At 67.6% G+C, this 24,958-nt stretch carries 24 protein-coding genes; 9 read left to right on the forward strand and 15 right to left on the reverse strand.

Annotated elements, in window-relative coordinates; translation table 11 throughout:
* The first annotated feature begins 27 nt into the window (after nt 1–27).
* Nucleotides 28–963: an MBL fold metallo-hydrolase gene (locus J2X52_RS09410; RefSeq protein ID WP_310152066.1), complete on the forward strand. Its 936-nt coding sequence runs from the start codon at nt 28–30 to the stop codon at nt 961–963.
* A 9-nt stretch (nt 964–972) separates the two neighbouring features.
* On the opposite strand, the gene J2X52_RS09415 is transcribed toward J2X52_RS09410, so the two are convergent.
* The 3 genes from J2X52_RS09415 to J2X52_RS09425 all read right to left on the reverse strand — a co-directional run bounded on the left by J2X52_RS09415 (nt 973) and on the right by J2X52_RS09425 (nt 2,799).
* Nucleotides 973–1,359, reverse strand: coding sequence for a VOC family protein (locus J2X52_RS09415; protein WP_310152068.1), 387 nt, complete (start codon nt 1,357–1,359; stop codon nt 973–975).
* A gap of 60 nt (nt 1,360–1,419) precedes the next feature.
* Nucleotides 1,420–1,842, reverse strand: a complete 423-nt coding sequence (locus tag J2X52_RS09420; RefSeq protein ID WP_310152070.1) for a hypothetical protein — start codon at nt 1,840–1,842, stop codon at nt 1,420–1,422.
* 84 nt (nt 1,843–1,926) lie between these two features.
* Complete coding sequence (locus tag J2X52_RS09425) at nt 1,927–2,799, reverse strand: tryptophan 2,3-dioxygenase family protein (RefSeq protein ID WP_310152072.1); 873 nt, start codon at nt 2,797–2,799, stop codon at nt 1,927–1,929.
* A gap of 135 nt (nt 2,800–2,934) precedes the next feature.
* On the opposite strand from J2X52_RS09425, the gene J2X52_RS09430 reads away from it, so the two are divergent.
* From J2X52_RS09430 to J2X52_RS09440, 3 genes are all read left to right on the forward strand, one after another.
* Entirely contained in the window at nt 2,935–6,495 is a 3,561-nt protein-coding gene (locus tag J2X52_RS09430) for a pre-peptidase C-terminal domain-containing protein (protein WP_310152074.1), read from the forward strand.
* A gap of 135 nt (nt 6,496–6,630) precedes the next feature.
* Nucleotides 6,631–8,205: an AbgT family transporter gene (locus tag J2X52_RS09435; RefSeq protein ID WP_310152077.1), complete on the forward strand. Its 1,575-nt coding sequence runs from the start codon at nt 6,631–6,633 to the stop codon at nt 8,203–8,205.
* A 160-nt stretch (nt 8,206–8,365) separates the two neighbouring features.
* Nucleotides 8,366–9,943, forward strand: coding sequence for a peptide MFS transporter (locus tag J2X52_RS09440; protein ID WP_310152474.1), 1,578 nt, complete (start codon nt 8,366–8,368; stop codon nt 9,941–9,943).
* Between the two features lie 81 nt (nt 9,944–10,024).
* On the opposite strand, the gene J2X52_RS09445 is transcribed toward J2X52_RS09440, so the two are convergent.
* Entirely contained in the window at nt 10,025–10,510 is a 486-nt protein-coding gene (locus J2X52_RS09445; RefSeq protein WP_310152080.1) for a MarR family winged helix-turn-helix transcriptional regulator, read from the reverse strand.
* Between the two features lie 92 nt (nt 10,511–10,602).
* On the opposite strand from J2X52_RS09445, the gene hppD reads away from it, so the two are divergent.
* Together hppD and hmgA are read left to right on the forward strand one after the other, a co-directional pair.
* A complete protein-coding gene (gene hppD, locus J2X52_RS09450; RefSeq protein ID WP_310152083.1) occupies nt 10,603–11,709 on the forward strand; it encodes a 4-hydroxyphenylpyruvate dioxygenase in 1,107 nt (368 codons plus the stop codon).
* Nucleotides 11,710–11,904: 195 nt separating this feature from the next.
* Nucleotides 11,905–13,185, forward strand: coding sequence for a homogentisate 1,2-dioxygenase (gene hmgA / locus J2X52_RS09455; protein WP_310152477.1), 1,281 nt, complete (start codon nt 11,905–11,907; stop codon nt 13,183–13,185).
* A gap of 18 nt (nt 13,186–13,203) precedes the next feature.
* Here the strand turns inward: hmgA and J2X52_RS09460 are convergent, their stop codons facing one another.
* Nucleotides 13,204–13,776: a hypothetical protein gene (locus tag J2X52_RS09460; RefSeq protein WP_310152086.1), complete on the reverse strand. Its 573-nt coding sequence runs from the start codon at nt 13,774–13,776 to the stop codon at nt 13,204–13,206.
* A gap of 126 nt (nt 13,777–13,902) precedes the next feature.
* Between J2X52_RS09460 and J2X52_RS09465 the strand changes: the two genes are divergently transcribed.
* Nucleotides 13,903–14,541: a lectin gene (locus tag J2X52_RS09465; RefSeq protein ID WP_310152089.1), complete on the forward strand. Its 639-nt coding sequence runs from the start codon at nt 13,903–13,905 to the stop codon at nt 14,539–14,541.
* Between the two features lie 76 nt (nt 14,542–14,617).
* On the opposite strand, the gene J2X52_RS09470 is transcribed toward J2X52_RS09465, so the two are convergent.
* Genes J2X52_RS09470 through J2X52_RS09495 form a run of 6 tightly spaced genes read right to left on the reverse strand, consistent with a single transcriptional unit; the run spans nt 14,618 to nt 20,408 of the window.
* On the reverse strand, nt 14,618–14,992 hold the full coding sequence (locus J2X52_RS09470) for a Na+/H+ antiporter subunit G (RefSeq protein ID WP_310152092.1): 375 nt from the start codon (nt 14,990–14,992) through the stop codon (nt 14,618–14,620).
* On the reverse strand, nt 14,989–15,258 hold the full coding sequence (locus J2X52_RS09475; RefSeq protein ID WP_310152095.1) for a K+/H+ antiporter subunit F: 270 nt from the start codon (nt 15,256–15,258) through the stop codon (nt 14,989–14,991). The genes J2X52_RS09470 and J2X52_RS09475 overlap by 4 nt, the downstream gene beginning before the upstream one ends.
* Nucleotides 15,255–15,743 (reverse strand): Na+/H+ antiporter subunit E, encoded by a 489-nt coding sequence (locus J2X52_RS09480; RefSeq protein ID WP_310152097.1) that lies wholly within the window; start codon nt 15,741–15,743, stop codon nt 15,255–15,257. The genes J2X52_RS09475 and J2X52_RS09480 overlap by 4 nt, the downstream gene beginning before the upstream one ends.
* The gene (locus J2X52_RS09485) at nt 15,740–17,269 is read right to left on the reverse strand and encodes a monovalent cation/H+ antiporter subunit D (protein WP_310152100.1); all 1,530 of its coding nucleotides are present in this window, start codon (nt 17,267–17,269) and stop codon (nt 15,740–15,742) included. Before J2X52_RS09485 ends, J2X52_RS09480 begins: the two co-directional genes overlap by 4 nt.
* On the reverse strand, nt 17,266–17,631 hold the full coding sequence (locus tag J2X52_RS09490) for a Na+/H+ antiporter subunit C (protein ID WP_310152105.1): 366 nt from the start codon (nt 17,629–17,631) through the stop codon (nt 17,266–17,268). Before J2X52_RS09490 ends, J2X52_RS09485 begins: the two co-directional genes overlap by 4 nt.
* A complete protein-coding gene (locus tag J2X52_RS09495; RefSeq protein ID WP_310152107.1) occupies nt 17,631–20,408 on the reverse strand; it encodes a monovalent cation/H+ antiporter subunit A in 2,778 nt (925 codons plus the stop codon). The genes J2X52_RS09490 and J2X52_RS09495 overlap by 1 nt, the downstream gene beginning before the upstream one ends.
* A 181-nt stretch (nt 20,409–20,589) precedes the next feature.
* Between J2X52_RS09495 and J2X52_RS09500 the strand changes: the two genes are divergently transcribed.
* Nucleotides 20,590–21,453 (forward strand): nucleoside-diphosphate sugar epimerase, encoded by an 864-nt coding sequence (locus tag J2X52_RS09500; RefSeq protein WP_310152109.1) that lies wholly within the window; start codon nt 20,590–20,592, stop codon nt 21,451–21,453.
* A gap of 7 nt (nt 21,454–21,460) precedes the next feature.
* Here the strand turns inward: J2X52_RS09500 and J2X52_RS09505 are convergent, their stop codons facing one another.
* The 4 genes from J2X52_RS09505 to J2X52_RS09520 all read right to left on the reverse strand — a co-directional run bounded on the left by J2X52_RS09505 (nt 21,461) and on the right by J2X52_RS09520 (nt 24,280).
* Nucleotides 21,461–22,354 (reverse strand): DMT family transporter, encoded by an 894-nt coding sequence (locus J2X52_RS09505; RefSeq protein WP_310152112.1) that lies wholly within the window; start codon nt 22,352–22,354, stop codon nt 21,461–21,463.
* A 72-nt stretch (nt 22,355–22,426) separates the two neighbouring features.
* Complete coding sequence (locus J2X52_RS09510; protein ID WP_310152115.1) at nt 22,427–22,915, reverse strand: Mpo1-like protein; 489 nt, start codon at nt 22,913–22,915, stop codon at nt 22,427–22,429.
* A gap of 37 nt (nt 22,916–22,952) precedes the next feature.
* Nucleotides 22,953–23,318, reverse strand: coding sequence for a VOC family protein (locus J2X52_RS09515; RefSeq protein ID WP_310152118.1), 366 nt, complete (start codon nt 23,316–23,318; stop codon nt 22,953–22,955).
* Between the two features lie 65 nt (nt 23,319–23,383).
* On the reverse strand, nt 23,384–24,280 hold the full coding sequence (locus J2X52_RS09520) for a phosphoribosylaminoimidazolesuccinocarboxamide synthase (RefSeq protein WP_310152120.1): 897 nt from the start codon (nt 24,278–24,280) through the stop codon (nt 23,384–23,386).
* Between the two features lie 110 nt (nt 24,281–24,390).
* Between J2X52_RS09520 and J2X52_RS09525 the strand changes: the two genes are divergently transcribed.
* On the forward strand, nt 24,391–24,732 hold the full coding sequence (locus J2X52_RS09525; protein WP_310152122.1) for a DnaJ domain-containing protein: 342 nt from the start codon (nt 24,391–24,393) through the stop codon (nt 24,730–24,732).
* Nucleotides 24,733–24,958: the final 226 nt, after the last annotated feature.

A 24,958-nucleotide genomic window follows, 5' to 3' on the forward strand; every position in this document is an offset into this window, starting at 1 on the left:
TCGGTTCTGTCCAACGGGAGACGCGCGATGCAGGATCATGCGATCACGATCATCGACACCGGCTACGTCCGCCCCGGTCTGTGCGCGGCCTACCTCGTCGAATCCGGCGGCCGCGCGGCGTTGATCGACTGCGGTACCGCGACCTGCGCGCAGACGGTACTCGACGCGATCGATGCGGCCGGCGTCCCACGTGACGCGGTCGACTGGCTGATGGTCACGCACGTGCATCTCGATCACGCCGGCGCAGCGGGCCCGCTGATTCGCGCGCTGCCGAACGCGCAACTGGTGGTGCATCCGCGCGGCGCGCCGCACATGATCGATCCGACCAGGCTGATCGCCGGCGCGAAAGCGGTCTACGGCGAGGCGATGTTCGAGCGCGACCACGCCGGCATGCTGCCGGTCGCCGAGGAACGCGTGGTCATCGCCGACGACGGCCATGTCGTCGAACTCGCCGGTCGTCCGCTGCTGTGCATCGACACACCGGGCCACGCGCTGCATCACTACAGCGTCTGGGACGCGGCGACGCGCAGCTGGTTCGCCGGCGATACCTTCGGCCTGTCGTATCGCGAACTCGACACCGCGAACGGCGCGTTCGCGTTGCCGACGACCTCGCCGGTGCAGTTCGATCCCGACCAGATGCACGCGTCGATCGAGAAGTTACTCGCGAAGTCGCCCGAGTCGATCCGTATCGCGCATTACGGCGAGGTCACCGAGTGCACGCGACTCGCGGTCGATCTGCACACGCAGATCGACGCGATGGTCGGAATCGCCCGCGATGCACACGGCCACGCCGATCGCCACGACCGCATCGTCGACGGCCTGACGCGGCTCTACACCGCGCGCGCGGTCGCGCACGGCATCCGGGAGGCAGATGCCCGTGTGCAGACGATTCTCGGTGGCGACATCGCGATCAACGCGCAGGGCCTCGGCGTGTGGCTGGACCGGCAGGCCCGCGCCGGCTGAGGTCGCCCGTCAGTCCCAGGTGTTGAGGTGCGGCCCCATCGGCGTGCGCTGCGGGCGCACGACGCAGAAGCGATGTCCGCTTGGCGCCTGCATGACCCACCAGGTGCGCACCTGCTCGACGCGCACGGCGCCGAGTGCTTCCAGTCGCGCGACTTCGGCATCGATGTCGTCGGTTTCGATGTCGAGATGGATGCGCGAGGCGTGGTCGACCTTCTGCAGCATCAGCACCGGTTCGTCGTCGGCGGTGTCGAGCGTCGCGTAGCGCCCGTCATCGTCATCGGGCGGCAGCGGCCTGACCGGCTTGCCGAGCGCCTGGCGCCAGAATTCGACGTGCGGTGCGAGATCCTCGACCTCACAGTCGAGTACGAATGTGGAGAGACGGCTGCGGTGCGGCATCTTCGATCCTCCGATGCGGATGCACCGGAGGATCGCGCGCCGACGGCGCAGTCGCTGTGATCAGGCCAGTGGCGGCTGACCCAGGTCGGCGAACAGCAGGTTCTGGGCCTTGAGCGCGTTCGCACGCGGCACCTTGGCCATCACGCCGGGATGCGTCAGCGCGAGATCGCCCTTGAGCACCAGCGCGTCGACGTGCACATAGCTGCGCGTGGTGTAGCGGTCGCCATCGCGGTCCACTTCGAAGCGCATTGGCGCGGTCAGGAAGTTGACGCCCTTCTGGTAGACGCGGCGGCGACCGTCATCGCTGCGCAGCTTGTAGCCGTTCGTCGACGCCCACGCGTCGATACGGCCAAGGGCATCGCCGTCCGACGTGAACGTCCGCTCGTCCCAGGGGTTGTTCGCATTCTTCGACAGGTGCGCCATCAATACCAGCGCGCCGAATCCAACGAGTGCCCCGGCAAATCCCCAGACCAGAAATGACATCGTGCCGCCTTTATGTTGGTGAATGGGCGCGAACTGTAAACGGCAAGATGTTAAAAAATGTTGCAGCAGGCCCTTGGTCGTCCGTCAGGCGTCGCTGCCGCGCCCCGGTCCGACGTGCGTCCGCACCTCGAACAGTTCGGGGAAGAAGGTCAGTTCCAGCGCCTGCTTCAGGAAGCCGACACCGCTAGAGCCGCCGGTGCCGCGCTTGAAACCGATGATGCGCATGACCGTACGCATGTGCCGGAAGCGCCACAGCTGGAACTGGGTTTCCAGATCCACCAGGTCCTCGCAGAGCGCGTATTCGCGCCAATAGCGATCGGTGTCTTCGTAGATCGTCTCGAACACCGGCACCAGCGTGCCATCGAAGGTGTGCGGCTGGCGCCAGTCGCGCTGCAGATGCCGCGGATCGACCGGATGGCCCCAGCGGGCGAGGTAGCACAGGAATTCGTCATACAGGCCGGGCGCATCGAGGGCAGCTGCAAGGCCGGTCTGACCATCGGGATCGTGGGCGAACACATCCAGCATCGCCGCGTTCTTGTTGCCCAGCAGGAACTCGACCGTGCGGTACTGCAGCGACTGGAAACCGGACGAGGGGCCGAGTACGTCGCGGAATTCCATGTATTCGGCCGGCGTCATAGTCTCGAGCACCGACCACTGCTCGGTCAGCTGTCGCAGCACCTGCTTGCAGCGCGCCAGCACCTTGCGGCAGCGCCAGACCTCGTCGCGGCGCAGGTGGCCGATGGCGGCCGACAGCTCGTGGATCATCAGCTTGAGCCACAGCTCCGAGACCTGATGCTGGACGACGAACAGCATCTCGTCGTGGTGCGGCGGCTGCGACAGCGGCTGCTGGGCGGCCAGCAGCAGGTCCAGGCGCAGGTAGCCGCCATAGGTGATGCGGCCCGAGAGGTCGCGGTGGATGCCGTCTTCGAGGGGGCGCTGGTTGCGTTCGATCGTCATCGCCGCAGATTAACCCAGTGGGTGGACCTGACGCTTTGCGGCGGGAAGTGCCGGGCTGCGTCATGCAATCGACATCCATCCGCGGCACAATCGGACCCGAGGCGCTGTCGCCCGGGGACTCCAGGGGATTCACGCATGACTCGAAACACCCGCCGGCTGCTGTCGGCCTTGTTGCTGTGTGGCGCCGCGGGCGCTGCGCAGGCAGATGTCGTTGTCAGCCAGGCCTATGGCGGCGGCGGTAATAGCGGCGCGCCCTACAACGCGGACTTCATCGAGCTGTTCAACACCGGCGATCTGCCGGTCTCGCTGGGCGGCAAGTCGGTGCAGTACGCCAGCGCCACCGGCACCGGCAATTTCGGTTCGGGCGCAGGCCAGATCGTGGTCCTGCCGGATGTCGAGATTCCGGCCGGCGGCTACTTCCTCGTCGGCCTGGCCGGCGGCGCGACCGGCGGTCCGCTGCCGACACCCGATGCCAGCGGCACGATTAACATGTCCGGCACGGCCGGCAAGGTCGTGTTGGCGAACACCACCACCAGCCTGGGCTGCAACGGCGGCAGCACCCCCTGCACGCCGGCGCAGCAGGCGCTGATCCTCGACTTGGTCGGATTCGGCAGCGCGAATTTCTTCGAAGGCAGCGCGCCCGCACCGGCGCCGAGCAACAGCACGTCGATCCTCCGCGCTGGCGATGGCTGCACGGACACCAATAACAACGTCGCCGACTTCGCGACCGGCGCACCGGCGCCGCGCAACGCGGCCAGCATTCCGAACATCTGCAGCGGTGGCGGGACGCTCTATCTGAGCATCACAGACGCCAGCGGCGCCGAGGGTGACAGCGGCACCACGCCGTTCTTCGTGACCGTCTCGCTGAACCAGCCGGCGGGCCCGGAGGGCGTCAGCTTCAGCTACACGACGGCCGATGGCACGGCGACCGTTGCCGACAACGACTACGCCGCACGTTCGGGCACGATCCGCTTCGCCGAGGGCGAGCGCGAACTGACCTTAAGCGTTGATGTCGTCGGCGATGAGACCGTCGAGCTCGACGAGATCTTCTACATCAACCTCAGCGAGGTGTCGGGCGCGGAAGTGGCGAAGGCCCAGGCCATCGTCACGATCCTCAACGACGACGTGACCACGCTGCCGATCCACGCGATCCAGGGCAGCGGCGAACGCTCGCCGGTCGAGGGCCAGCCGGTCGCGACCACGGGCATCGTCACCGGCCGCAAGAACAACGGCTTCTTCATCCAGACGCCGGATGGCGAGGACGATGGCAATCCGGCGACATCGGAAGGCCTGTTCGTGTTCACCAGCAGCCCGCCGTCGGCCGATGTCGTGGTCGGCAACAAGGTGCTGGTGCAGGGCACGGTGACCGAATACGTGCCGGCCGCCGATCCACTGCAGTTGCCGCTGACCCAGATCACCAATGCCTCGGTGGTCAAACTGTCGGAAGGCCATCCGTTACCCGCCGCGATCGCACTGACCAACGACATGCCCAATGCCAGCGGCGGCCTCGGCCAGCTGGAACATCTGGAAGGCATGCGCGTCACTGCGCCGAGCTTCACCGTCGTCGCGCCGACCACGGGCAATACCAACGAAGCGCAGGCGACCGGCAGCAGCAATGGCCGCTTCGCCGTCGTCGTCACCGGCACGGCGCGTCCGTTTCGCGAGCCGGGCATCCAGATCCCCAATCCCGATCCGGTGGGCAGCAGCGCGCCGAACATCCCCCGCTGGGACTACAACCCCGAACTGATCGCGGTCAACAGCACGACGATCGGTGCACCGACCGCGGATCTCGCGGCCGGCTGCCGCATCACAGACGGCTCGCTGACCGGCCCCCTCGACTACACCTTCCGTCGCTACACGATCTATCCGGAAGGCGCGCTCACCAGCGACTGCAGCGGTGCCGGCGAACCGCGGCCGTCGATGTTGCCTGGCCCCGACCACGTGACGTTCGCCACCTACAATCTGGAGCGCTTCTTCGACACGGTGAACGATGGCAACAGCGGACCCACGCTGACCGCCGATGCGCTGGAGCGTCGCCTGTCGAAGGCCTCGATCGGCATCCGCGCGTATCTGCATGCGCCGGACGTCGTGGGGGTGACCGAGGTCGAGAACCTCTCGGTGCTCACCACGCTGGCCAACCGCATCAATGCCGATGCGGTCACCGCCGGCCAGCCGGATCCGGCCTACGTCGCGTATCTGGAAGAAGGCTTCGACGTGGGCGGCATCGACGTCGGCTTCCTGGTCAAGACCGCCTCGGTCGGCAGCGTCGCCCGCATCGCGGTGGGCGCGGTCGAGCAGGTCGGCACCGAGGCAGTGCTGACCAATCCGAACGGTTCGACCAGCGTGCTCAACGACCGTCCGCCGCTGGTGCTCGACGCAGTGGCGCACTTTGCCGACGGCCGCAGCTATCCGTTCACCGCGATCGTCGTGCACCAGCGTTCGCTGAGCGGCATCGAAGCCGATACCGCCGGCAGCAACGGCTGGGCCACCGGCGGCCAGCGCGTGCGCGACAAGCGCCAGAAGCAGGCCGAGTATCTGGCCACGCTGATCGACGGTATGCAGAAGGACGATGCGACGCGCCAGATCGTGGTGCTCGGTGACTTCAACGCGTTCGAGTTCAACGACGGCTACGTCGACGCGATGGGCACGGTCACCGGCCTGCCGTCGCCCGATGGCGAGACCGCGGTCGACAACGACGGCGCGGTGCTGATTGCACCGTCGCTGCTCAACATGACCCTGGAAGCGGCCAACGAAGAACGCTACTCCTTCGTGTTCGACTACCAGGCGCAGTCGCTCGACCATGTGCTGGTGAACCAGGCGCTGGTGGATTCGCCGATGGTCGTCGGTCTCGACATCAGCCACGCGCGCATCAATGCCGACTTCCCCGAAGTCGCGCGCAACGATGCCGCCACGCCGACGCGTCTGTCCGACCACGATCCGACCGTGCTGCTGGTGCGCCTGCAGCCCGCGACGGTCGCTGATCTGGGCCTCACGGTCGAGGCCGCGAATGCGGAAGTGTTCGCAGGCGACACGCTCGCGTTCACCGCCACGCTGGTCAACGCCGGTCCGGATGCCGCGCAGTTCCCGGGCTTCGGCGCGGTACTGGATGCCGAGCTCGACGACCTGCTGGTCACGCCGCCCGCCGACTGGAGCTGCGATGCGCCGGCACTGGCTGATGGCAAGACCACGCTGTCGTGCAGCAGCGAGACGCTGGCAAGCGCCGCGCAGGCGGTGTTCGCCCTGTCGGCGGTCGCACCCGAGGCGCTGATCGACGAGACCGTGACGCTGACGGTCGCCGCGACCTCGCAGACGCAGGATCCGGACGCGACCAACGACAGTGCCGTGGCCGCGGTATCCATCATCGAGGATCCGGCGACGGCCGCGCAGCCGCTGGTCAATGGCGTGCAGGTCGGCGGCATCGAAGGTGCTGCGGGCGAATCGCGCCTGTTCCGCATCGACGTACCGGCCGGTGCGCGCAACCTGCGCATCCTCACCGCCGGCGGGACCGGCGACGTGTCGCTGTATGCGAGTCACGACGCGCTGCCGACGGTCGATGCCTGGCAGCTGCGTTCGCAGCGTCCCGGCAACAACGAGACCGTGACGCTCGCGGTGCCGCAGGCGGGCACGTGGTACGTGCGCGTCGTCGGCGAGCGCGCCTTCGGTCGCCTGACGGTGCGGGCCAGCTATACGCCCTGATCGTTGCCGCAACTGCAGTGGAAAACCCCGGCCACGTGCCGGGGTTTTTCGTTGAGGGGTCTCCAGCCGGCGCGGCGACACGCGCAGTTGGGCTGCTAGGATGCCGGGTCGCATGCCAGCAGGGGAGTCCGCCGAATGAGCCAGCCCAGTCCCGAGATCGCCGCGCCGCGCGGTGTCGTCGCCCGTTTCCTCGATGCCGTCGAACGGGTCGGCAACAAGCTGCCGGATCCGGCGGTGTTGTTCCTCGGCCTGATGCTGGTGGTCTGGGTGGTGTCGGCGCTGCTGGCCAACGTCAGCTTCGCCGAGATCGATCCGCGCAGCGGCGATCCGATCCAGATCCGCAACCTGCTTGCGGGCACGAGCTTCACCACCTTCATGGCGGACATGGTCCGCACCTTCGTGACGTTCGCGCCGCTGGGCGTGGTGCTGGTGGCGATGCTGGGCCTGGGCGTCGCCGAGCACACCGGTTTCATCAATGCGGCGTTGCGCGCGGTGCTGTCGGTGACGCCGAAGATGCTGCTCACCCCGATGCTGATCGCGGTCGGCGTCTTCAGCCACGTCGCGGTCGATGCCGGCTACGTGCTGGTAATCCCGCTGGGCGCGGTGATCTTCTACGCCGCCGGGCGGCATCCGCTGGCCGGCATCGCGGCGGCGTTCGCGGGTGTGTCGGGCGGTTTTTCTGCCACGTTCATGATCTCAAGTCTAGACCCGATGCTGGCCGGCCTAACTCAAGAGGCAGCGCGCCTCATTGATCCGGCAGTGGTCATCAATCCGCTCAACAACTACTACTTCACCACCGCATCGACCCCGCTGGTGATTGCGGTTGGCTGGTTCCTCACCGATCGCGTGATCGAGCCACGCCTGCGCGGTACGCCGGTCGATGGCGATGCTGCCGACATGCCGAAGATGGAAACGCTGACTGCGCCCGAGCGTCGTGGCCTGTGGCTGGCGGTGTTGGCGATGATTGCCGTACCCGTAGCCGTGGCGGCTACGGCGATGGCCGCCGGCTCGGCCTGGCGCGCGCCGGCTGACGCGCCGTCGGGCGCTGGCGAACTGCTGGTCGCCACCGCCCCGCTGATGCAGTCCATCGTGCCGCTGATCTTCATCCTGTTCGTGGTGCCCGGCATCGTCTACGGCTACGCGTCCGGCGTGGTCAAGAGCCACCGCGACATCATCGCCGGCATGAGCAAGGCGATGAGCGGCATGGGTTACTACATCGTCATGGCGTTCTTCGCCGCGCAGTTCATCTATGCCTTCGGCCAGAGCAACCTCGGCGCGCTGCTGGCGATCAAGGGCGCCAACGGCCTGCAGGCGCTGGGCCTGCCGACCGGCGTGACCCTGGTCGGCATCGTGCTGCTGTCGGGCTTCGTCAACCTGCTGGTGGGTTCGGCCTCGGCCAAGTGGGCGCTGATCGGCGCGATCATGGTGCCGATGCTGATGCAGTTGGGCATCTCGCCGGACCTCACCCAGGCGGCGTATCGCGTCGGCGATTCGAGCACCAACATCATCACCCCGCTGCTGCCGTATTTCCCGTTGATCGTGGTGTTCTGCCAGCGCTACGTGAAGGCAAGCGGCATCGGCACGCTGCTGGCACTGATGCTGCCGTTCTCGATCACGCTGCTGATCGTGTGGTCGGCGTTCCTACTCGGCTTCTGGGCCTTGGGCATTCCGCTCGGGGTGGGCGCGAGCTATGTCTACCCGGCGGGCTGAATGCGCGGATGACATTGCTGGGCCGACGTGTTGCGACGCGCGTCGGCCTGCAGGGGTGGCAATGGTCACTTTCCATGTGGTCCGGGCGCCGCTAAGTTAGCGCGTCGCCCGGGCCAGGCCCGGGGCACTCGATCAACGTCAGGAGTCGCCCTACGTGTCAATGAATCCGTACGCCGCCGAGGAACAGAAAACCATCCTCGGGCATCCGCGCGGCCTGTTCGTGCTGTTCTTCGCCGAAATGTGGGAGCGGTTCTCCTACTACGGCATGCGCGCGCTGCTGATCTTCTATCTCGTGCAGCACTGGATGTACTCGGATTCCGAGGCCTCGGTGATCTACGGCGCCTATACGGCGCTCGTCTACATCGCGCCGGTGGTCGGCGGCTATCTCGCCGACCGGTATCTGGGCCAACGCAAGGCGGTGGTGTTCGGCGCGGTGCTGCTGACCTTCGGCCATTTCCTGATGGCGTTCGAGGGCGACGGCGGGCAGAGCGCGGCCGAGATCAACATCTTCTGGCTGGCGCTGGCCTTCATCATCGTCGGCTCGGGCTTCCTCAAGGCCAATATCTCGGTCATGGTCGGCCAGCTGTATCCGCGGACCGACATCCGTCGCGATCCGGCGTACACGATCTTCTACATGGGTATCAATCTTGGCGCCGCGCTGGGCTCCTTGATCGCCGGCTACCTGGGCCAGACCTACGGCTGGGCCTGGGGCTTCGGCGCCGCGGGCGTCGGCATGTTGCTGGGCCTGGTCGTGTTCGTGCTCGGCAAGCCGCTGCTGATGGGCCGCGGCGAGTCGAAGATGCCAGAGCGTTTGGCGGCGCCGGTCATGGGCATCCGTTTCGAATGGCTGCTGTATGTGCTCGGCGTGCTCGCGGTCGGCGTGGTCTGGTTCCTGATCCAGTACCAGAAGCTCGTCGGTGGCCTGCTGATGGGCACCGGTGCGCTGCTGATCGGCTATGTGCTGTACACGGCCGTGTTCAAGCTCGAACGCGAGGCGCGCAATCGCATCTTCGCTGCGCTGATCCTGATCATCGGTTCGATCCTGTTCTGGGCGCTGTTCGAACAGGCCGGCGCGTCGCTGAACCTGTTCACCGACCGCTCGGTGGACCGCGAGATCTTCGGCTGGGAAGTGCCGGCGTCGATGTTCCAGTCGCTGAACTCGATCTACATCATCCTGCTCGCGCCGGTATTCGCGATGATGTGGCTGTGGCTCGGCCGCCGCGGCTGGGAGCCGTCGACACCGCTGAAGTTCGCGCTGGCCGTGATCCAGGTCGGTCTCGGCTTCCTGGTCCTGGTCTGGGGCGCCAACAGCGCAGGCCCCGATGGCATGACCCCCGTGCTCTTCATCTTCCTGATCTATCTGATCCACACCATGGGCGAGCTGTGCCTGTCGCCGGTCGGTCTGTCGGCGATGAACCGCCTGGCGCCGGCGCATATGGCCAGCCTCATCATGGGCGCCTGGTTCTTCGCCTCGGCGACCGGCAACTTCGCCGCGGGCCTGATCTCGGCGGCAACCGGTGGCGAAGGCGCGGGTCCGGGGCGTGTGCTCGAGGTCTACAGCAATGTGGGTTGGCTCGCGGTCGGGGTCGGCGTGGTGATGATCTTCATCGCGCCGCTGATCCGGCGCCTGATGCATCTCGACACGCTCCAGGACGACGAGCCCTCGCTCGCCGGCCAGGATGTGATCGGCGAACCGATCGCGGCCGGCACCCGGCTCGACGAAGAACGCCGCCCTTAAGCGGATGGGTCTCCCGGCACGAAAACAGCGCCCTCGGGCGCTGTTTTCGTTTGGCTCGAAGGAAGCGCGCAGCGCGCGGATTCATTCCTTCAGCGGTGCCTCGAGCTTGGCCATCATCGCGGCGAACGTCGCGCGCTCGGCCTCGTCCAGCGGCGCCAGCACGCTGCGCTGGTATTCAAGCGCCAGCGGCACGATGACGTCGTAGACCGCGTGGCCGGCTTCGCTGAGTTCGAGCACCGAACGGCGGCGGTCACTGTCGTGCATCTCGCGTTCGATCAGCGCGCGCTCCAGCAGGCGCGCAACCGCGCGGCTCACCGCCACCTTGTCCATCGCGGTGCGCTCAGCCACGCCGTTCGCCGACAGGCCCGGATAGCGCCCCAGCACCGCGATCACCCGCCATTCGGTCACGCTGATCCCGAACCGTTCGCTGTAGATGTCGGCCAGGCCGCGACTGATGCGGTTGGTCAGCACGCTCAGCCGGTAGGGCAGGAACTGCTCCAGATCGAGGCTGCGGTGCGCATGACCCTCGTGATCGGCGGCGGGCTCGGAGACTGCGGGTCGGGTCATGGTGCGATGCGCCTTGCGGTAGGTTGCATACGTAACTATAAAGAATGTCTGACGCCGGCCTGTCCGCCCGGCCCAACGCGACGGAGTATCCCATGAGCGTCCAAGCACACACCGCCCCCAACCTCGGCATGGAAGTGACCACGTTCGAGAATCCGATGGGCATCGACGGCTTCGAATTCGTCGAGTTCGCCGCGCCGGCAGACCAGGCCGAGTACATGCACGGCTATTTCCGCAACATGGGCTTCGCCGCGGTTCTGAAGCACAAGTCCCGGGCGATCACCGTCTACCGGCAGGGCGGGGTGAATTTCCTGCTCAATGAAGATCCCGATTCCTTCGCCGCGGAGTTCGCCAAGGCCCACGGTCCCTCGGCCTGCGGCTTCGCGATCCGCTTCAAGCAGCCGGCGAACGAGGTCTACGGCAAGGTGCTCGGCAACGGCGGCGAAGCGATCGGCGAGCGCGAGTCGACCAAGGCCGTCGATGCGCCGGTGGTCAAGGGCATCGGCGACTGCATGCTGTATCTGGTCGACCGCTACGGCGCGTCGGGCTCGATCTACGGCGATGACTATGTCGCCATTGAAGGTGCCGACCAGAACCCGACCGGGTTCGGCCTGACCTTCATCGACCACCTCACCCACAACCTCTACTTCGGCAACATGCAGAAGTGGTCGGACTACTACGAGAAGCTGTTCAACTTCCGCGAGATCCGCTACTTCGACATCAAGGGCGCCAAGACCGGCCTGAAGTCGAAGGCGATGACCGCGCCGGACGGCGTCGTGCGTATCCCGCTCAACGAGTCCAACGATCCGAAGTCGCAGATCAACGAGTACCTCGATTCCTACAAGGGCGAGGGGATCCAGCACATCGCCTGCTTCACCGACGACATCTATGCGTCGATCGAGCAGATGCGCGAGAAGGGCATCGATTTCCTCGATACGCCGGAGACCTACTTCGATGTCATCGATCAGCGCATCCCCGAGCACAACGAGGACGTCGAGCGCCTGCGTCGCAACAAGATCCTGATCGACGCCGATCCCGAGACCAAGCAGCGCAAGCTGCTGCAGATCTTCACCAAGAACGCCTTTGGCCCGATCTTCTTCGAGATCATCCAGCGCAAGGGCAACGAAGGCTTCGGCGAAGGCAACTTCCAGGCGCTGTTCGAAAGCATCGAACGCGACCAGATGCAGCGCGGCGTGCTCTGAAGTCAACCACGCGTCGCATCCCGCGTCGATGAGGCGCGGGGCGACGCAGGCGGCAGGTCTGCAGCCGTGGTGCCTGCGCACGCGGGCATGCGCGGCGACAACATTTTCCCGGGTGAAGTGATGAACGCATCGACCGACGACACCGTCATTCCGCTGCCGCGCAACGATGCGCGGGCGCCTGCGCCGCGTGCGTACATGTCCGGTTTCGGCAACGAGTTCGCGACCGAGGCGGAATCCGGCACCTTGCCGATCGGCCGCAACTCGCCGCAGCGCGTGGCGCATGGTCTGTATGCCGAGCAGCTGTCGGGCACGGCATTCACCGCGCCCCGCGGCGAGAACCGCCGCAGCTGGTTCTACCGCATCCGCCCGGCGGCGATGCACGGTACGTTCTCGCCGTACCAGCAGCCACGCTTCCACGACGGCTTCGATCGTGGCCCGGTGCCGCCGGACCAGATGCGCTGGAGCCCGTTGCCGATACCGGAAACGCCGGTCGATTTCATCGATGGCCTGTTCTCGATGGCCGGTACCGGCGGCCCCGGTGCGCATGAGGGCGTGGGCATCCACGTCTATGCGGCGAACACGTCGATGACCGATCGCTTCTTCTACAGCGCCGATGGCGAACTGCTCATCGTGCCGCAACAGGGCCGGCTGCTGCTGGCGACCGAGTTCGGCGTACTCGAGCTCGAACCGCAGGAAATCGCGGTGATCCCGCGCGGCGTGCGCTTCCGCGTCGAACTGCCGGATGGCCCGAGCCGCGGCTACGTCTGCGAGAACCAGGGCCACGCGTTGCGGCTGCCCGATCTCGGGCCGATCGGTGCGAACGGCCTGGCCAATCCGCGCGACTTCCTCGCGCCCGTGGCCGCGTACGAAGACATCGAAGGCGACTTCACCCTGATCGCCAAGTTCCAGGGCCATCTGTGGCAGGCGCCGATCGACCACTCGCCGCTCGACGTCGTGGGCTGGCACGGCAACTACGCGCCGTACAAATACGATCTGCGCCGCTTCAACGCGATCGGCTCGATCAGCTTCGACCATCCCGATCCGAGCATCTTCACCGTGCTCACCTCGCCCAGCGACACACCGGGCACCGCGAACATGGATTTCGCGATCTTCCCGCCGCGCTGGCTGGTGGCGCAGGACACGTTCCGGCCGCCGTGGTTCCACCGCAACGTCGCCAGCGAGTTCATGGGCCTGGTGCATGGCCAGTACGACGCCAAGGCCGACGGTTTCTCGCCCGGGGCGTGCTCGCTGCACAACTGCATGAGCGGCCACGGCCCGGATGCGGCGACGTTCGAGAAAGCCAGTGCCGCCGATCTGTCCAAGCCTGACGTGATCACCGGCACGATGGCCTTCATGTTCGAGACGCGCGCGGTGATCCGGCCGACGCGCCAGGCCATGGACGCCGTCCATCGCCAGGGCGACTACCAGAGTTGCTGGGCCGGCCTGCAGCGCAACTTCGTGCCGCCGCGCGGCTGATGGCGATGCGGTGGCCGCTCAGGCCATCGCGTCGAGTTCACCGCCGAGCACAAGGGCGGCGAGTGCAGGCAGATGCGGTTCGGGCAATACCTCGGCCACGCGCTCGCGCACGCGTTCGGCAAAGCCGGGCTTGGTGAAGGCCGGCAGTCCGGCGATCGCGGCGAGCAGTGCGGCGACGGTTGCAGCTTCATCGCCACTGCCGACGAGCCGCGTGCGTAATTCGAACGCGGCCGGCGCGCGCTGCAGCTCCAGCATGCCCTGCACATAGATGCGTGCCGCACTCAGCGAGCGGCGTCGCGCCGGCGCAATCTGCGCCACGGGCGTGGCGTCCGCCGGCGCAGCGGTGTCTGCTGCGGATAAAGGCGAGGTGGCGGGCCCCGGCGTGTGCAGTCCCTCCAGATAGCCGTCATCGCAGAGCTGCCGCAGCAGGGCCGGCGTATCCGCGCCCAGCAGGCGCGCGAGCTCCGCGGGCGTGCGCCGGCCGTCGCACAGGATCAGCGCGCGGCGCTGTCGCAGGTCCAGCGTCGGGCCATGACGGGCCAGCGCCTGGCGGGCGAGTTCGGTCTTGCGGACGGTCACGGTCTGCAGCATCGGCGTGGGGCCTGCAGCATGGGAACCGGCGATGAAACGACCATGACAGGCAGGGCGTCGCGCAGAACGTCCTGTTCACGCAGCCGCGCTAGTCTCCGACTCCCACCACTCACCAGGAGCTGCCGCATGCTTCGTCTGACCGCGTTGCCGGCCATCGCCGTCCTGTCCCTCGCGCTTGCTGCATGCCAGCGGGATGCACCATCGGCCGCGCCGCCGACGGCCGCCCCTGCGCTACCAGCCGGATCGGCGTCCGTCGTTCTCGATCAGCCCGATGCGCATGCGACCGGCACCCGTGCGCCGCAGGTCGTCGATGGCGTGGTGACCTTCGAAGGCTTCGGGCCGGCCCGGTTTGGCACCGATCAGGAGCAGGTGAGAATTGCCTGGGGCCACGATCTGGGCGACGCGCAGCCCAGCGAACCGGGCGGCTGTTACTACCTGAGCCCACAGCCCCCGCGCACAGACGATGGCACGCCGGGTTTCATGATCGAGGGCGACCGGTTCGCGCGCATCGACGTGGGCAATCCGGGCTACACCGCGCCGGGCGGCGGCAAGGTCGGCATGTCGCGCGCCGAGATCGAGCAGCTGTACGCGGATCGCGTCGAAGCGGCCCCGCACAAGTACGTCGAGGGCGCGCAGACGCTGCGGGTCACGGATCCGGAAGGCGGCGCGTCCGTGCTTGTGTTCGAGACCGATGCGGAGGGCCGCGTCACCGCTTGGCGGATCGGCGTGCCGCCGCAGGTCGACTACGTCGAACGCTGCGGCTGAGGCCGCCTTCCAACGTCCGCGCTTCATCGCCGGGACGCGGAAGGCAGGGCGCGAGCCGCTGACCGCCTGACGGCGATCAGCGCTCCGGGGGCGCCGGATCGTCGCGATCGACGGTGGCGCCATCCGGGTCGGGCGTGCGATCGGGATGCGGGGGGCGGTCGTCCATCAGCGACAGCGCGGCGCGCGACATCAGATGCGCGCTGATCGGCGCGGTCAGAAACAGAAACACGGTGATCAGCAGCTCGCGCGGATGCACGCCGCTGCCGTTGACCCAGTGGTAGACGATGGACGCGAACAGGATGCAGCCCACGCCCAGCGTGCTGGCCTTCGCCGGCCCGTGCAGGCGACGGAAGAAGTCCGACAGCTTCACCATCGCCACCCCGCCGAGCAGGGTGAAGAAGCAGCCCACCACCAGCAGCGTGACGACGACGATCTCGAAGAGCGTGCTCATTCGACGATGTCCCTCCGGATCACGTACTTGCTCAGCACCACGGTGCCGACGAAGCCGAGCATCGCGATGATCAGCGCGGCCTCGAAATAGACCTCGGTGTCGAGCAGCATGCCGAACAGGATGAGCTGCGCGATCGCGCTGATGTACAGCGTATCCAGCGCGAGGATGCGGTCGGGTGCGGTGGGGCCGCGCAGCAGGCGCCACAGCGCGAAGATCATGGCGAGGCCGACCAGATGCATGCCGGCGACGATGACGATGTCGATCATGGAAAGATCTCCCTCAACGGCGCTTCGTACCGGCTCTTGATCTGCATCACCAGCGCGTCGGGATCATCGACGCTCAGGCAATGCAGCAGCAGGTACCGCCGGTCTTCGGACAGCTCGGCCGACACGGTGCCGGGCGTCAGCGTGCAGACACTGGCGAGCGCGGAAATGCCGTGGATGTTGGTCAGGTCCAGCGGCACCCAGACGAACTGCGATTTCAGGCGCGACTCCGGGCCCAGCACCTGGCGCGCGACCGTGACGTTGGCGACGACGATGTCGCGGAGCACGACGCCCATCAGGCGGAAGCCGCCGCGCAGCCGGCCCAGGCGCGCGAACTCGCGCTCCAGGCGCGCGGCCAGCAGCGGCATCAACCAGGCCAGCAGCAGCGCGAGGAGGACGTTGCCCGCGCTCACGTCCTGGGCCATCAGCAGCCAGAACGCGAAGACCGTCAGGCTCTGCGGGATCGAAGGCAGCATGCGGCGCTTCATCGTGCGGGCTCCCGGATCAGCGGCGCGGTGTCGCGCAGGACCTGGATGTAGGTGTCCACATCGAGCAGCTGCGCGGCCGTGGCGTCGGTGTAGCGGAGCACCGGGCCCGCGAACAAGGTCATCGCCACGCCGTAGCCCAGCAGCAGCACCGTTGCAGCGATTTCAGTGCGGCGCAGCGGCGGCCCCGGCGTCGTCTCGGGCGCAGGATCGACGCGCCAGAACAGCCGGGTCCCGCTGCGCGACAGGCCGATGATGGTCATCAGGCTGCTGCCGAGGATCACGGTCCAGATCCAGCCCATCTGCGCTTCCGGCACCGAGTTGAGCAGTTGCAGCTTGCCGATGAATCCCGACAGCGGCGGCAGTCCCGCGATCGACACCGCGGCGATCAGGAACAGCGTGGCCGGCAGCGTTTTGTTCGGCATCGAGGCGATCGGCAGCAGGTAGTCGCCGTTGCTGCCGCGGTGGCGCTGGATGATGTCGGCCAGTAGGAACAGCGCGGCGCTGACGAACACGCTGTGCGCCAGGTAATAGAGACCTGCCGAGATCGCACCGGCATTGCCCAGCGAGAACGCGACGAACAGCGTGCCGGCCGACAGCAGCACCAGATAGGCCACGCCGATGCGCAGCCGCGGCGCACCGATCACGCCGAGCGCGGCGAGGACGACGGTGGCCGCGCCGGCGGGCAGCAGCCAGTCCCAGGCGATGTTCGCCAGCGGGCCCGCAGCCTCGCCGAACATCAGCGTGTAGACGCGCAGGATCGCGTAGAGGCCGACCTTGGTCATCACCGTGAACAGCGCGGCGACCGCGGCAGGCGCGCGCGCATAGGCCTCGGGCAGCCACAGGTACAGGGGCAGCAGCGCCGCCTTGGCGCAGAACACGAGCAGCAGCAGGCCGGCAGCGGCGTGGATCAGCATCGTCCGCTCGGGTGGCGCGATCGCGATGCGCGCCGCCATCTCGGTCATGTTGAGCGTGCCGAGCATGCCGTAGAGCAGGCCGAGCGCCAGCAGGAACACCACCGATGCCGCGATGTTGAACACCACGTAGTGCATGCCGGCCTTGATCCGTGCACCGCGGGCGCCGCTGAGCAGCAGGCCGTAGGACGCGATCAGCATCACTTCGAAGAACACGAACAGGTTGAACAGGTCGCCGGTCAGGAACGCACCGTTGAGACCGGCCAGCTGCATCTGGAATAGAGCGTGGAAGTGCAGCGCACGCTTGTCCCAGCCGGCGCAGGCATACAGCAGGCAGGGAATCGCCAGCAGCGTCGTGGTCAACACCATCAGCGCCGACAGCCGGTCGGCCACCAGGGTGATGCCCAGCCGCGCCGGCCAGTCGCCGAGCAGATAAACCAGCATGTCCTCGCGCTGCACCTGCACCAGCAGCGCGACGTTGACCGCCAGCAGCGCGAGCATGCCGATCCAGGCCCAGGTCCGCAGCACCGAGGTGCGATGGCGCCGCTCAAGCAGCAAGAGCAGCGCGCCGGTGACGATGGGCACCAGCACCGGAAGCACGGGCAGATGATTCATCGCGCGCCTCCCCGCTGCTGTTCGTCCGGCTCTTCGCCGTCGACGTGGTCGGTGTGCAGGTCCGCGTGCTCACGCATCGCGATCACCACCGCCACCGCGGTCATCGCGAACGCGATGACGATCGCGGTCAGCACCAGTGCCTGGGGCAGTGGGTCGGCATAGTTGGCGAGCGTGAACTCCACGCCGTCGCGCAGCACCGGCGGCTTGCCGACGACCGGGCGGCCGGCGGCGAAGATCATCAGGTTGGTCGCGTACGACAGCAGCGTCAGGCCGAGAATCACGTCGAAGGTACGGGCGCGCAGCATCAGGTACAGACCCGATGCGGCCAGCACGCCGATGGCGGTGGCGATCGCGAATTCCATCAGTGCGCCTCCTCGTGGGCCTGGCGATGTTTGACCGTGCCCAGGGTGGCGAGCATCAGCAGGGTGCCGGAGAACACCACGAAGTAGACGCCGGTATCGAACACCAGGGCGCTGGCCAGCGGCAGCGTGCCGATCAGCGGCAGCTCGAGGTCGACATGGCCACTGGTCATGTACGGCAGGCCGAACCACCACGAGCCCACGCCGCCCAGCACCGCCAGCAGCAGGCCGATCGCGATGCCGCGCAGATAGTCGAAGCCGAACGTGGCCTCGACCGCGCGGGCGCCCTGCAGCACGTACATCACCAGCACCGGCACCGCGAACACCAGGCCGGCGATGAAGCCGCCGCCCGGCGCGTTGTGGCCGCGCAGGAACAGGTAGATCGAAACGGTCAGCGCCAGCGGGAACAGCAGCTGGGTCAGGTCGGTCGCGATGGGCAACTGGACCGGCGGGCCGGGCATGATCTCGTCCGGCTTCAGACGCGACCAGCGCAGCAGCGCATGCACCACCAGCGCCGCGACGCCGAACACGACGATCTCGCCGAAGGTATCGAAGCCGCGGAAGTCGACCAGGGTCACGTTGACCACGTTGCGGCCGTAGGCCTCGGGCAGCGCACGCACCAGCAGCTCGCTGGAGATCGTGTCGGCCGGCGACAGCATCATCGCGTAGGCCAGCACGGCCAGGCCGCCGCCGGCGACGATCGCCAGCGTGAGGTCGCGCGCCTTGCGCAGCGGGCGATGCGAGACCTTGGACTGCTTGGGCAGGTAGTTCAGCGCCATCATCATCAGCGCGATGGTCACCATCTCGACCAGCAGCTGGGTCAGCGCCAGATCCGGCGCCGAGAGATAGACGAACACCAGGCTGACCGCCAGACCGACCGCGCCGATGACGATCAGCGCCGTCAGGCGCTTGGCATGGACGACCACGGTGCCGACGGTCGCGGCGATCAGCAGGCCCCACAGCACCCAGCCGATCACCGGCAACGGCTGCGGCGTACCCAGGCCCGCGAGCAGGGGCAGGGTGCGGCCCAGCATCGGCACGCCGGTCAGCACCACGCCGACCAGGATCATCAGGAACAGGCTGCGCTGCAGGCTGCCGTTGGCGACGCGCGCGGTGAACCGGCGGGCCAGCGCGAACAGCGCCTCGACGTTGACGTGGAACGCGTTGCGACCGATCGAGCGGGTGACCACCGCATGGAAATCCAGCAGCCGGCGCAGGCCGAAGTACAGCGCCACGCCGAGCACCAGGCTGGCGATGCTCATCATCAGCGGCAGGTTGAAGCCGTGCCAGACCGACAGGCTGAATTCCGGCGCGGCATCGCCCAGCGTGCCGCGGACCATCGTGTGCAGCAGCGGCCCGATGGTCAGCGCCGGGATCATGCCGACGATCACGCACAGGATCGCCAGCACGCCGACCGGAATGCGCATCCAGCGCGGCGGCTCGTGCGGCACCACGTCGAGCGCGCGCGGGCCGTTGCCGAAGAACGTGTCGTGCACGAAACGCAGGCTGTAGGCGATGCCGAAGATGCCGGCCAGCAGCGCGGCGATGCTGATGATGATCCGCATCGTGCCGTGGCCGCCGATCTCCAGCGCCTCGGCGAAGAACATCTCCTTCGACAGGAAGCCGTTGAGCAGCGGGATGCCGGCCATCGCCAGTGACGCGACGATCGCCAGCAGGCTGGTCATCGGCATGTAGCGTCTGAGGTTGCCCAGCCGGCGCATGTCGCGCGTGCCGCACTCGTGGTCGATGATGCCCGCGGCCATGAACAGCGAGGCCTTGAACGTCGCGTGGTTGAGGATGTGGAACAGGCCCGCGACCACCGCCATCTCGGTCGAGATGCCGAACAGCAATGTGATCAGGCCCAGGTGAGAGATCGTCGAATACGCCAGCAGGCCCTTGAGGTCGTGCTGGAAGATCGCGAACCAGGCGCCGACCAGCAGCGTCGTCGCGCCGACACTGGTGACCACGTAGAAGAACAGGTCCGTGCCGGCCAGCGCCGGGTGCAGGCGCGCCAGCAGGAACACGCCGGCCTTCACCATCGTCGCCGAATGCAGGTAGGCCGACACCGGGGTGGGCGCGGCCATCGCGTGCGGCAGCCAGAAGTGGAACGGGAACTGCGCGCTCTTGGTGAAGATGCCCAGCAGCACCAGCGCCAGCGCCCACGGATACAGATGGCTGCCGCGGATCAGATCGCCCGACGCCAGCACCACATCGAGGTCGTAGCTGCCGACGATGCGACCGATCAGCAGCACGCCGCCGAGCAGGGCCAGGCCGCCCATGCCGGTGATGGTCAGGGCCATGCGCGCGCCTTGGCGGGCATCCTGGCGATGCGACCAGAAGCCGATCAGCAGGAAGGAGCTGATCGAGGTCAGTTCCCAGAACACCGCCAGCAGCAGGAGGTTGCCGGCGGTGACCATGCCAACCATCGCGCCCATGAAGAGCATCAGATAGGCGAAGAACCGCCGCGGACTGTCCTTGGCCGACAGGTAGTAATGCCCGTACAGCACGACCAGGCCGCCGATGCCGAGCACCAGCAGCCCGAAGGTCCAGGCAAGGCCATCGACGCGCAGGCTGAAATCGAGTCCCGCCTCGGGAATCCAGGCGTAGCTGGCCCGGACGATCTCGCCATCGAACACGCTGCCGGCCAACAGTGCCAGGATCGCCAGACCCAGCAGCGGTGCAAGACCGGCGAGCACGGCGATGGTGCGGCGGGACGCATTGCGCGACAGCGCAATGACCAGGGCCAGCACGAAGGGCAGGGCCAACAGAAGTTCGAGCATCGGGCTCCTTGTGGAGGTGTGCCGGCAGGCGCCGACGGTCACGCAAGGGCCGGGCAGTTTACCCGATGAATGTGGACGATGCGTCGCCGCGGCTGGGTATGCTGTGTCCCATGCCGAGCCGATACTTATTACTGCGCAAGCAGTCCGCAGCCACCTGCCCGGTTCTGCGCGGAGCCCTGATTTGACCCGGCATGCGCTGGTGTTCGGCGGCAGCGGTGCGATCGGCGCCGCGCTGATCGCCCGGTTGCGGACGGCCGGCTGGCAGGTCGACGCGCTGTCGCGCGAAGCGCGCCCCGCGCAGCCCGGGTTGCGCTGGTGGCCCGGCGAGTTCGCCGCGCTGCCCGAGCTGCCCACGCGCTGTGATGCGGTCTTCAGCTGCGGCCCCCTGGACCTGTTCTCGCACTGGTACGCCGCGACGACGCTGGAGTGCCCGCGCGTCGTCGCGTTCGGCTCGACCAGCGACGCGACCAAGCGCGACGCGAACGATCCTGGCGAGCGCGAGCTCGCCGGCAGACTGCGCGCCTCCGCCGACCGCGTGCTCGCCGCAGCGCGCGCGCGCGGAGCCGCAGCCACTCTGCTACGGCCGACGCTGATCTACGGCAGCGGCCGCGACCGCAACCTCAGCCGCATCGTCCAGCTCGCGCGCCGCACCGGCTTCTTCGTGCTGCCGGGACATGCGGTCGGGCGGCGGCAGCCGGTGCATGTTGAGGATCTCGCCGGCGCGGCGCAGGCTGCGGTCGATGCCGAGGCGGCGATGGACCGCGAGTTCGCCCTGCCCGGTGGCGAGACGCTGCCCTACCGCGCGATGGTCGCGCGCACGCTGGCCGTGCTCACGCCGCCGCCGCGGCTGGTCGTCGTGCCATCGCCGGTGTTCGCCGGCGCATATGCGCTGGCCCGCGCGAGCGGTCGCCTGCAGGGTCTGCCGCCCGGTGCGGTTGCGCGGATGCGCGAGGACCTGGTGTTCGATGTCGGCCCGGCGCGCGAGGCCTTCGGCTATGCCCCGCGCGCATTCGCGCCCGACGCCGGCATGTTCGCTGTCGGCTGAGCGCCGCTCACGGGCCGGCCATCGGCTTGTCGACCAGCCGCCGCGACTTGCGCAGCGCGCGCAGGGCGATCGCCAGTACGCCCCCCAGCACCATGGCGCCGCCGATCCACAGGCGCGGGCCCGGGCGATCGCCCCAGAACGCGATGCCCAGCCCGATGGCGAGCACCGGCACCAGCAGCAGCCATGGGGTCAACATCGCGACCGGATAGCGCCGCACCAGCACGTAGTACAGCCCGTGGCCGAGCAGCGAGGACACGAAGGCCGCGTAGATCGCGCCGCTCCAGCCGATCCAGCTTGCCTCCCGCAGTTGCGCGATGCCGCCGGGTTCGAACAGCAGGCTCAGGCCCAGCAGCGGCAGCACGGCGATCACCGCGGTCCAGCCCTGCATGTTCCAGACGTCGACCCCGCCCAGCGGCTTCATCAGCACCGTGCCGATCGCCAGCAGCAACGCCGAGGCGAGCATCGTCAGCAGCGCGGCCGGATTGGCCAGCACCACCGGATCGAACCCCAGCACCAGCACGCCACCGAAACTCACCCCGATCGCGAGGCCCGTGCGCCAGGCAAAACGTTCGCCCAGCACCAGCCACGCCAGCAGCGCGGTCATCGGGATGTAGCTCTGCATGACGATCGCTGGTGACGACAGGTCGCTCGACAGCCGCAGCGCGAGAAAGCTCAGGCCGAAATGCAGCACCCCGATGCACAGGCACACCGCGATCAGCCGCGGCCATTGCCCGGGGGCGGGCGGGCGCAGCAGCCACACCAGCGGCAGCGCCAGCAGGGCGAAGCGCAGTGCGGTGAACAGGAATGGCGGAATCTCGCGCAGCGCATTGGCCGAGACGAGGAAATTCATGGCCCAGGCGAGACAGACGACGAGCACGAGAACAAGATCGCGGGGCGACACGGCGGATACCGGGGGCGGCGCGCAAGCATCTCACGTCAGCGGCGCGGCGCCTGGCGCAGGCGCGAGCCGGGCTCAGTAACGCCAGCCGAGCCTGCGATACAGCTTGGCCAGCACCCAGGCCGGGCCGATCAGCAGATACGTCAGATCCGTCAGGAAGCTCGGCTTCTGGCCTTCCACCTTGTGGCCGACGAACTGCGCGATCCACGCCACGACGAACACCGCGATGGCGGCCGTCAGCAGGCCGCGCGTGCCCAGCGCCTGATGCAGCGCCCAGGTCAACGCCGCCAGCAGCAGGAACACCGCGAACATGCCGAACCCCAGCCGCGGCGATGCGCGCTGGTAGAACCGCCACGCGGCGAACATCGCCAGCGCCGCCCAGATGCCAGGCTTGAAGATCGTGCCGCCGGGAATGCACCACAACAACGCGATCACGCTCCACAGGATCGCCGGAACGGCGAACACGTGGATCCACTGGTTGGTGTCGTTTCGATGGTCGGCCGAGTAGCTGGCGAACCAGCGGTCGATCGGACGCAGCTGTGCGTCGTCTTGTGTTGCGTCCATCCGCCCCTCCCGAGGGTCGATCCGGTCGTGTCGGTGACTAGGGTGCGCCTGCGATCGGCTGCCCGAAGCTGATTTCGTTGCCGCTGGGGTCGGCAATCCTGAAATCGCGCATGCCGTAGGGGCGGTCGCCAATCGGAACGCGCATGTGCACGCCCGCAGACTTCAACGCGTCATGCCACGCGTCGATAGCCGAAACGCCGAGATAGATCTGTGCGGCGCCCGGAGCGCTGATGTCGCTGCGTTGACTGAGCATGATTTCGATGCCGTCGCGACAGACGGACGCAATGTGAGGTGGTTCACCCCAAGACCAGGCCAGTTCGAACCCGAGCGTCTGCAGATAGAAGTCGAGCGAGGCGGCCAGATCGTCCACCGAAAAAATGGGTGACACGGATTCGATCTGCATGGGCGTCCGATTCACGGGATGCGCGGGCTTCCGAGAATACCGGCAACCAGGCGCGCGACGCGCGCTCAGTCGATCGAGATGTCCGCCAGCTTCTGCAACGCTTCGGCGTAGCGCGCGCGGGTGCGTTCGACGACTTCGGCCGGCAACGTCGGGCCGGGCGCGGTCTTGTCCCAGTCCGTGGTTTCCAGGTAGTCGCGGACGATCTGCTTGTCGTAGCTCGGCGGGCTGGTGCCCACCTCGTACGCATCGGCCGGCCAGTAGCGCGACGAATCCGGGGTCAGCACTTCGTCCATGACATAGAGACGCCCGTCGGCATCGGTGCCGAACTCGAACTTGGTGTCGGCGAGGATGATGCCGCGCTCGGCGGCGTAGGCGGCCGCGAACGTGTACAGGCGCAACGTGGCCTCGCGCACCTGTTCGGCGAGGTCGGCGCCGATGAGGCGGACCATCGTGTCGAAATCGATGTTCTCGTCATGGTCGCCCACGGCGGCCTTGGTCGACGGGGTGAAGATCGGCTGGGGCAGGCGCTCGGCCTGGCGCAGGCCGTCGGGCAGGGCGATGCCGCTGACGCGGCCGGTGCGCTGATAGTCCTTCCAGCCGCTGCCGATCAGATAGCCGCGCGCGATCGCCTCGACCGGCACCGGCTTGAGCTTCTTCGTCACCACCGCGCGCTTCGCATACAGCGCCGGGTCGACGCCCTCCGGCAGCACACTGGCGACATCAATGCCGGTCAGGTGGTTGGGCATCAGCGCCGCGGTCTGTTCGAACCAAAAATTGCTGATCTGGCAGAGCATCTCGCCTTTGCCGGGAATGGGGTCGGGCAGCACCACGTCGAATGCGCTCAGGCGGTCGGTGGCGACGATCAGCAGACGCTCGTCGCCGAGCTCGAACACGTCGCGGACCTTGCCGCGGTGACGCAGGTGGAGGCCGGGGAGATTCGCTTCGAGCAGGGTCGTCGACACGGTTGACAGTCCGGGTGGATCGCAAGCGGCCGGCAAGTGTAGTGCGAACCGCAGCGCCTTGCAGTGAGCCGCAACCACTGGCGTCACGGCGGCCGGCTACACTGCCGGCCATGCAACGCTGGTACGGAAAACTGCTGGGCTTCATCGCCGGATGGCTGCTGCTGCGCCACCCGGCCGGCGGCGTGATCGGTGCCGTCATCGGCCACGCCTTCGATGCCGGCTGGCTGGCGCCCCGCCGCTACAAGGATCACCAGGTGTTCGGCCTGGGCCCCGAGGCGACGCGCGAGGAGATCGACCAGGCCTATCGCAGGTTGATTTCGCAGTACCACCCCGATCGTGTTGCAGGCGCCGCGCCAGAACTGCGCGCCCAGGCCGAGGCGCGCGCCGCGGAACTCAACGCCGCCTACGACCGCCTGCGCCGCGGTCGCGACGGACGCAAGACGCGCCACTGACGCGCCGATCGCGGATTCGCGCGAGCCGCCCGATCGCAGGATGGGCAGAGCGCAGCGAAACCCAGCGTCGCCATCTCGCCGCCCGCGATAGCGGTTCGCGGAGTAATGCGGTGTGTGCAACGTGGGGTTCCGGGCGGTCGACAGAGCACGCTGCATGCCTCATCCAGTCGCGCACGAAGTCCGTGGAGCGCAGAAGCGATGGGTGTCGCTGCGCTCTACCTGCGAC

The sequence above is a fragment of the Luteimonas sp. 3794 genome (assembly GCF_031456825.1).
Lineage (GTDB): Bacteria > Pseudomonadota > Gammaproteobacteria > Xanthomonadales > Xanthomonadaceae > Luteimonas.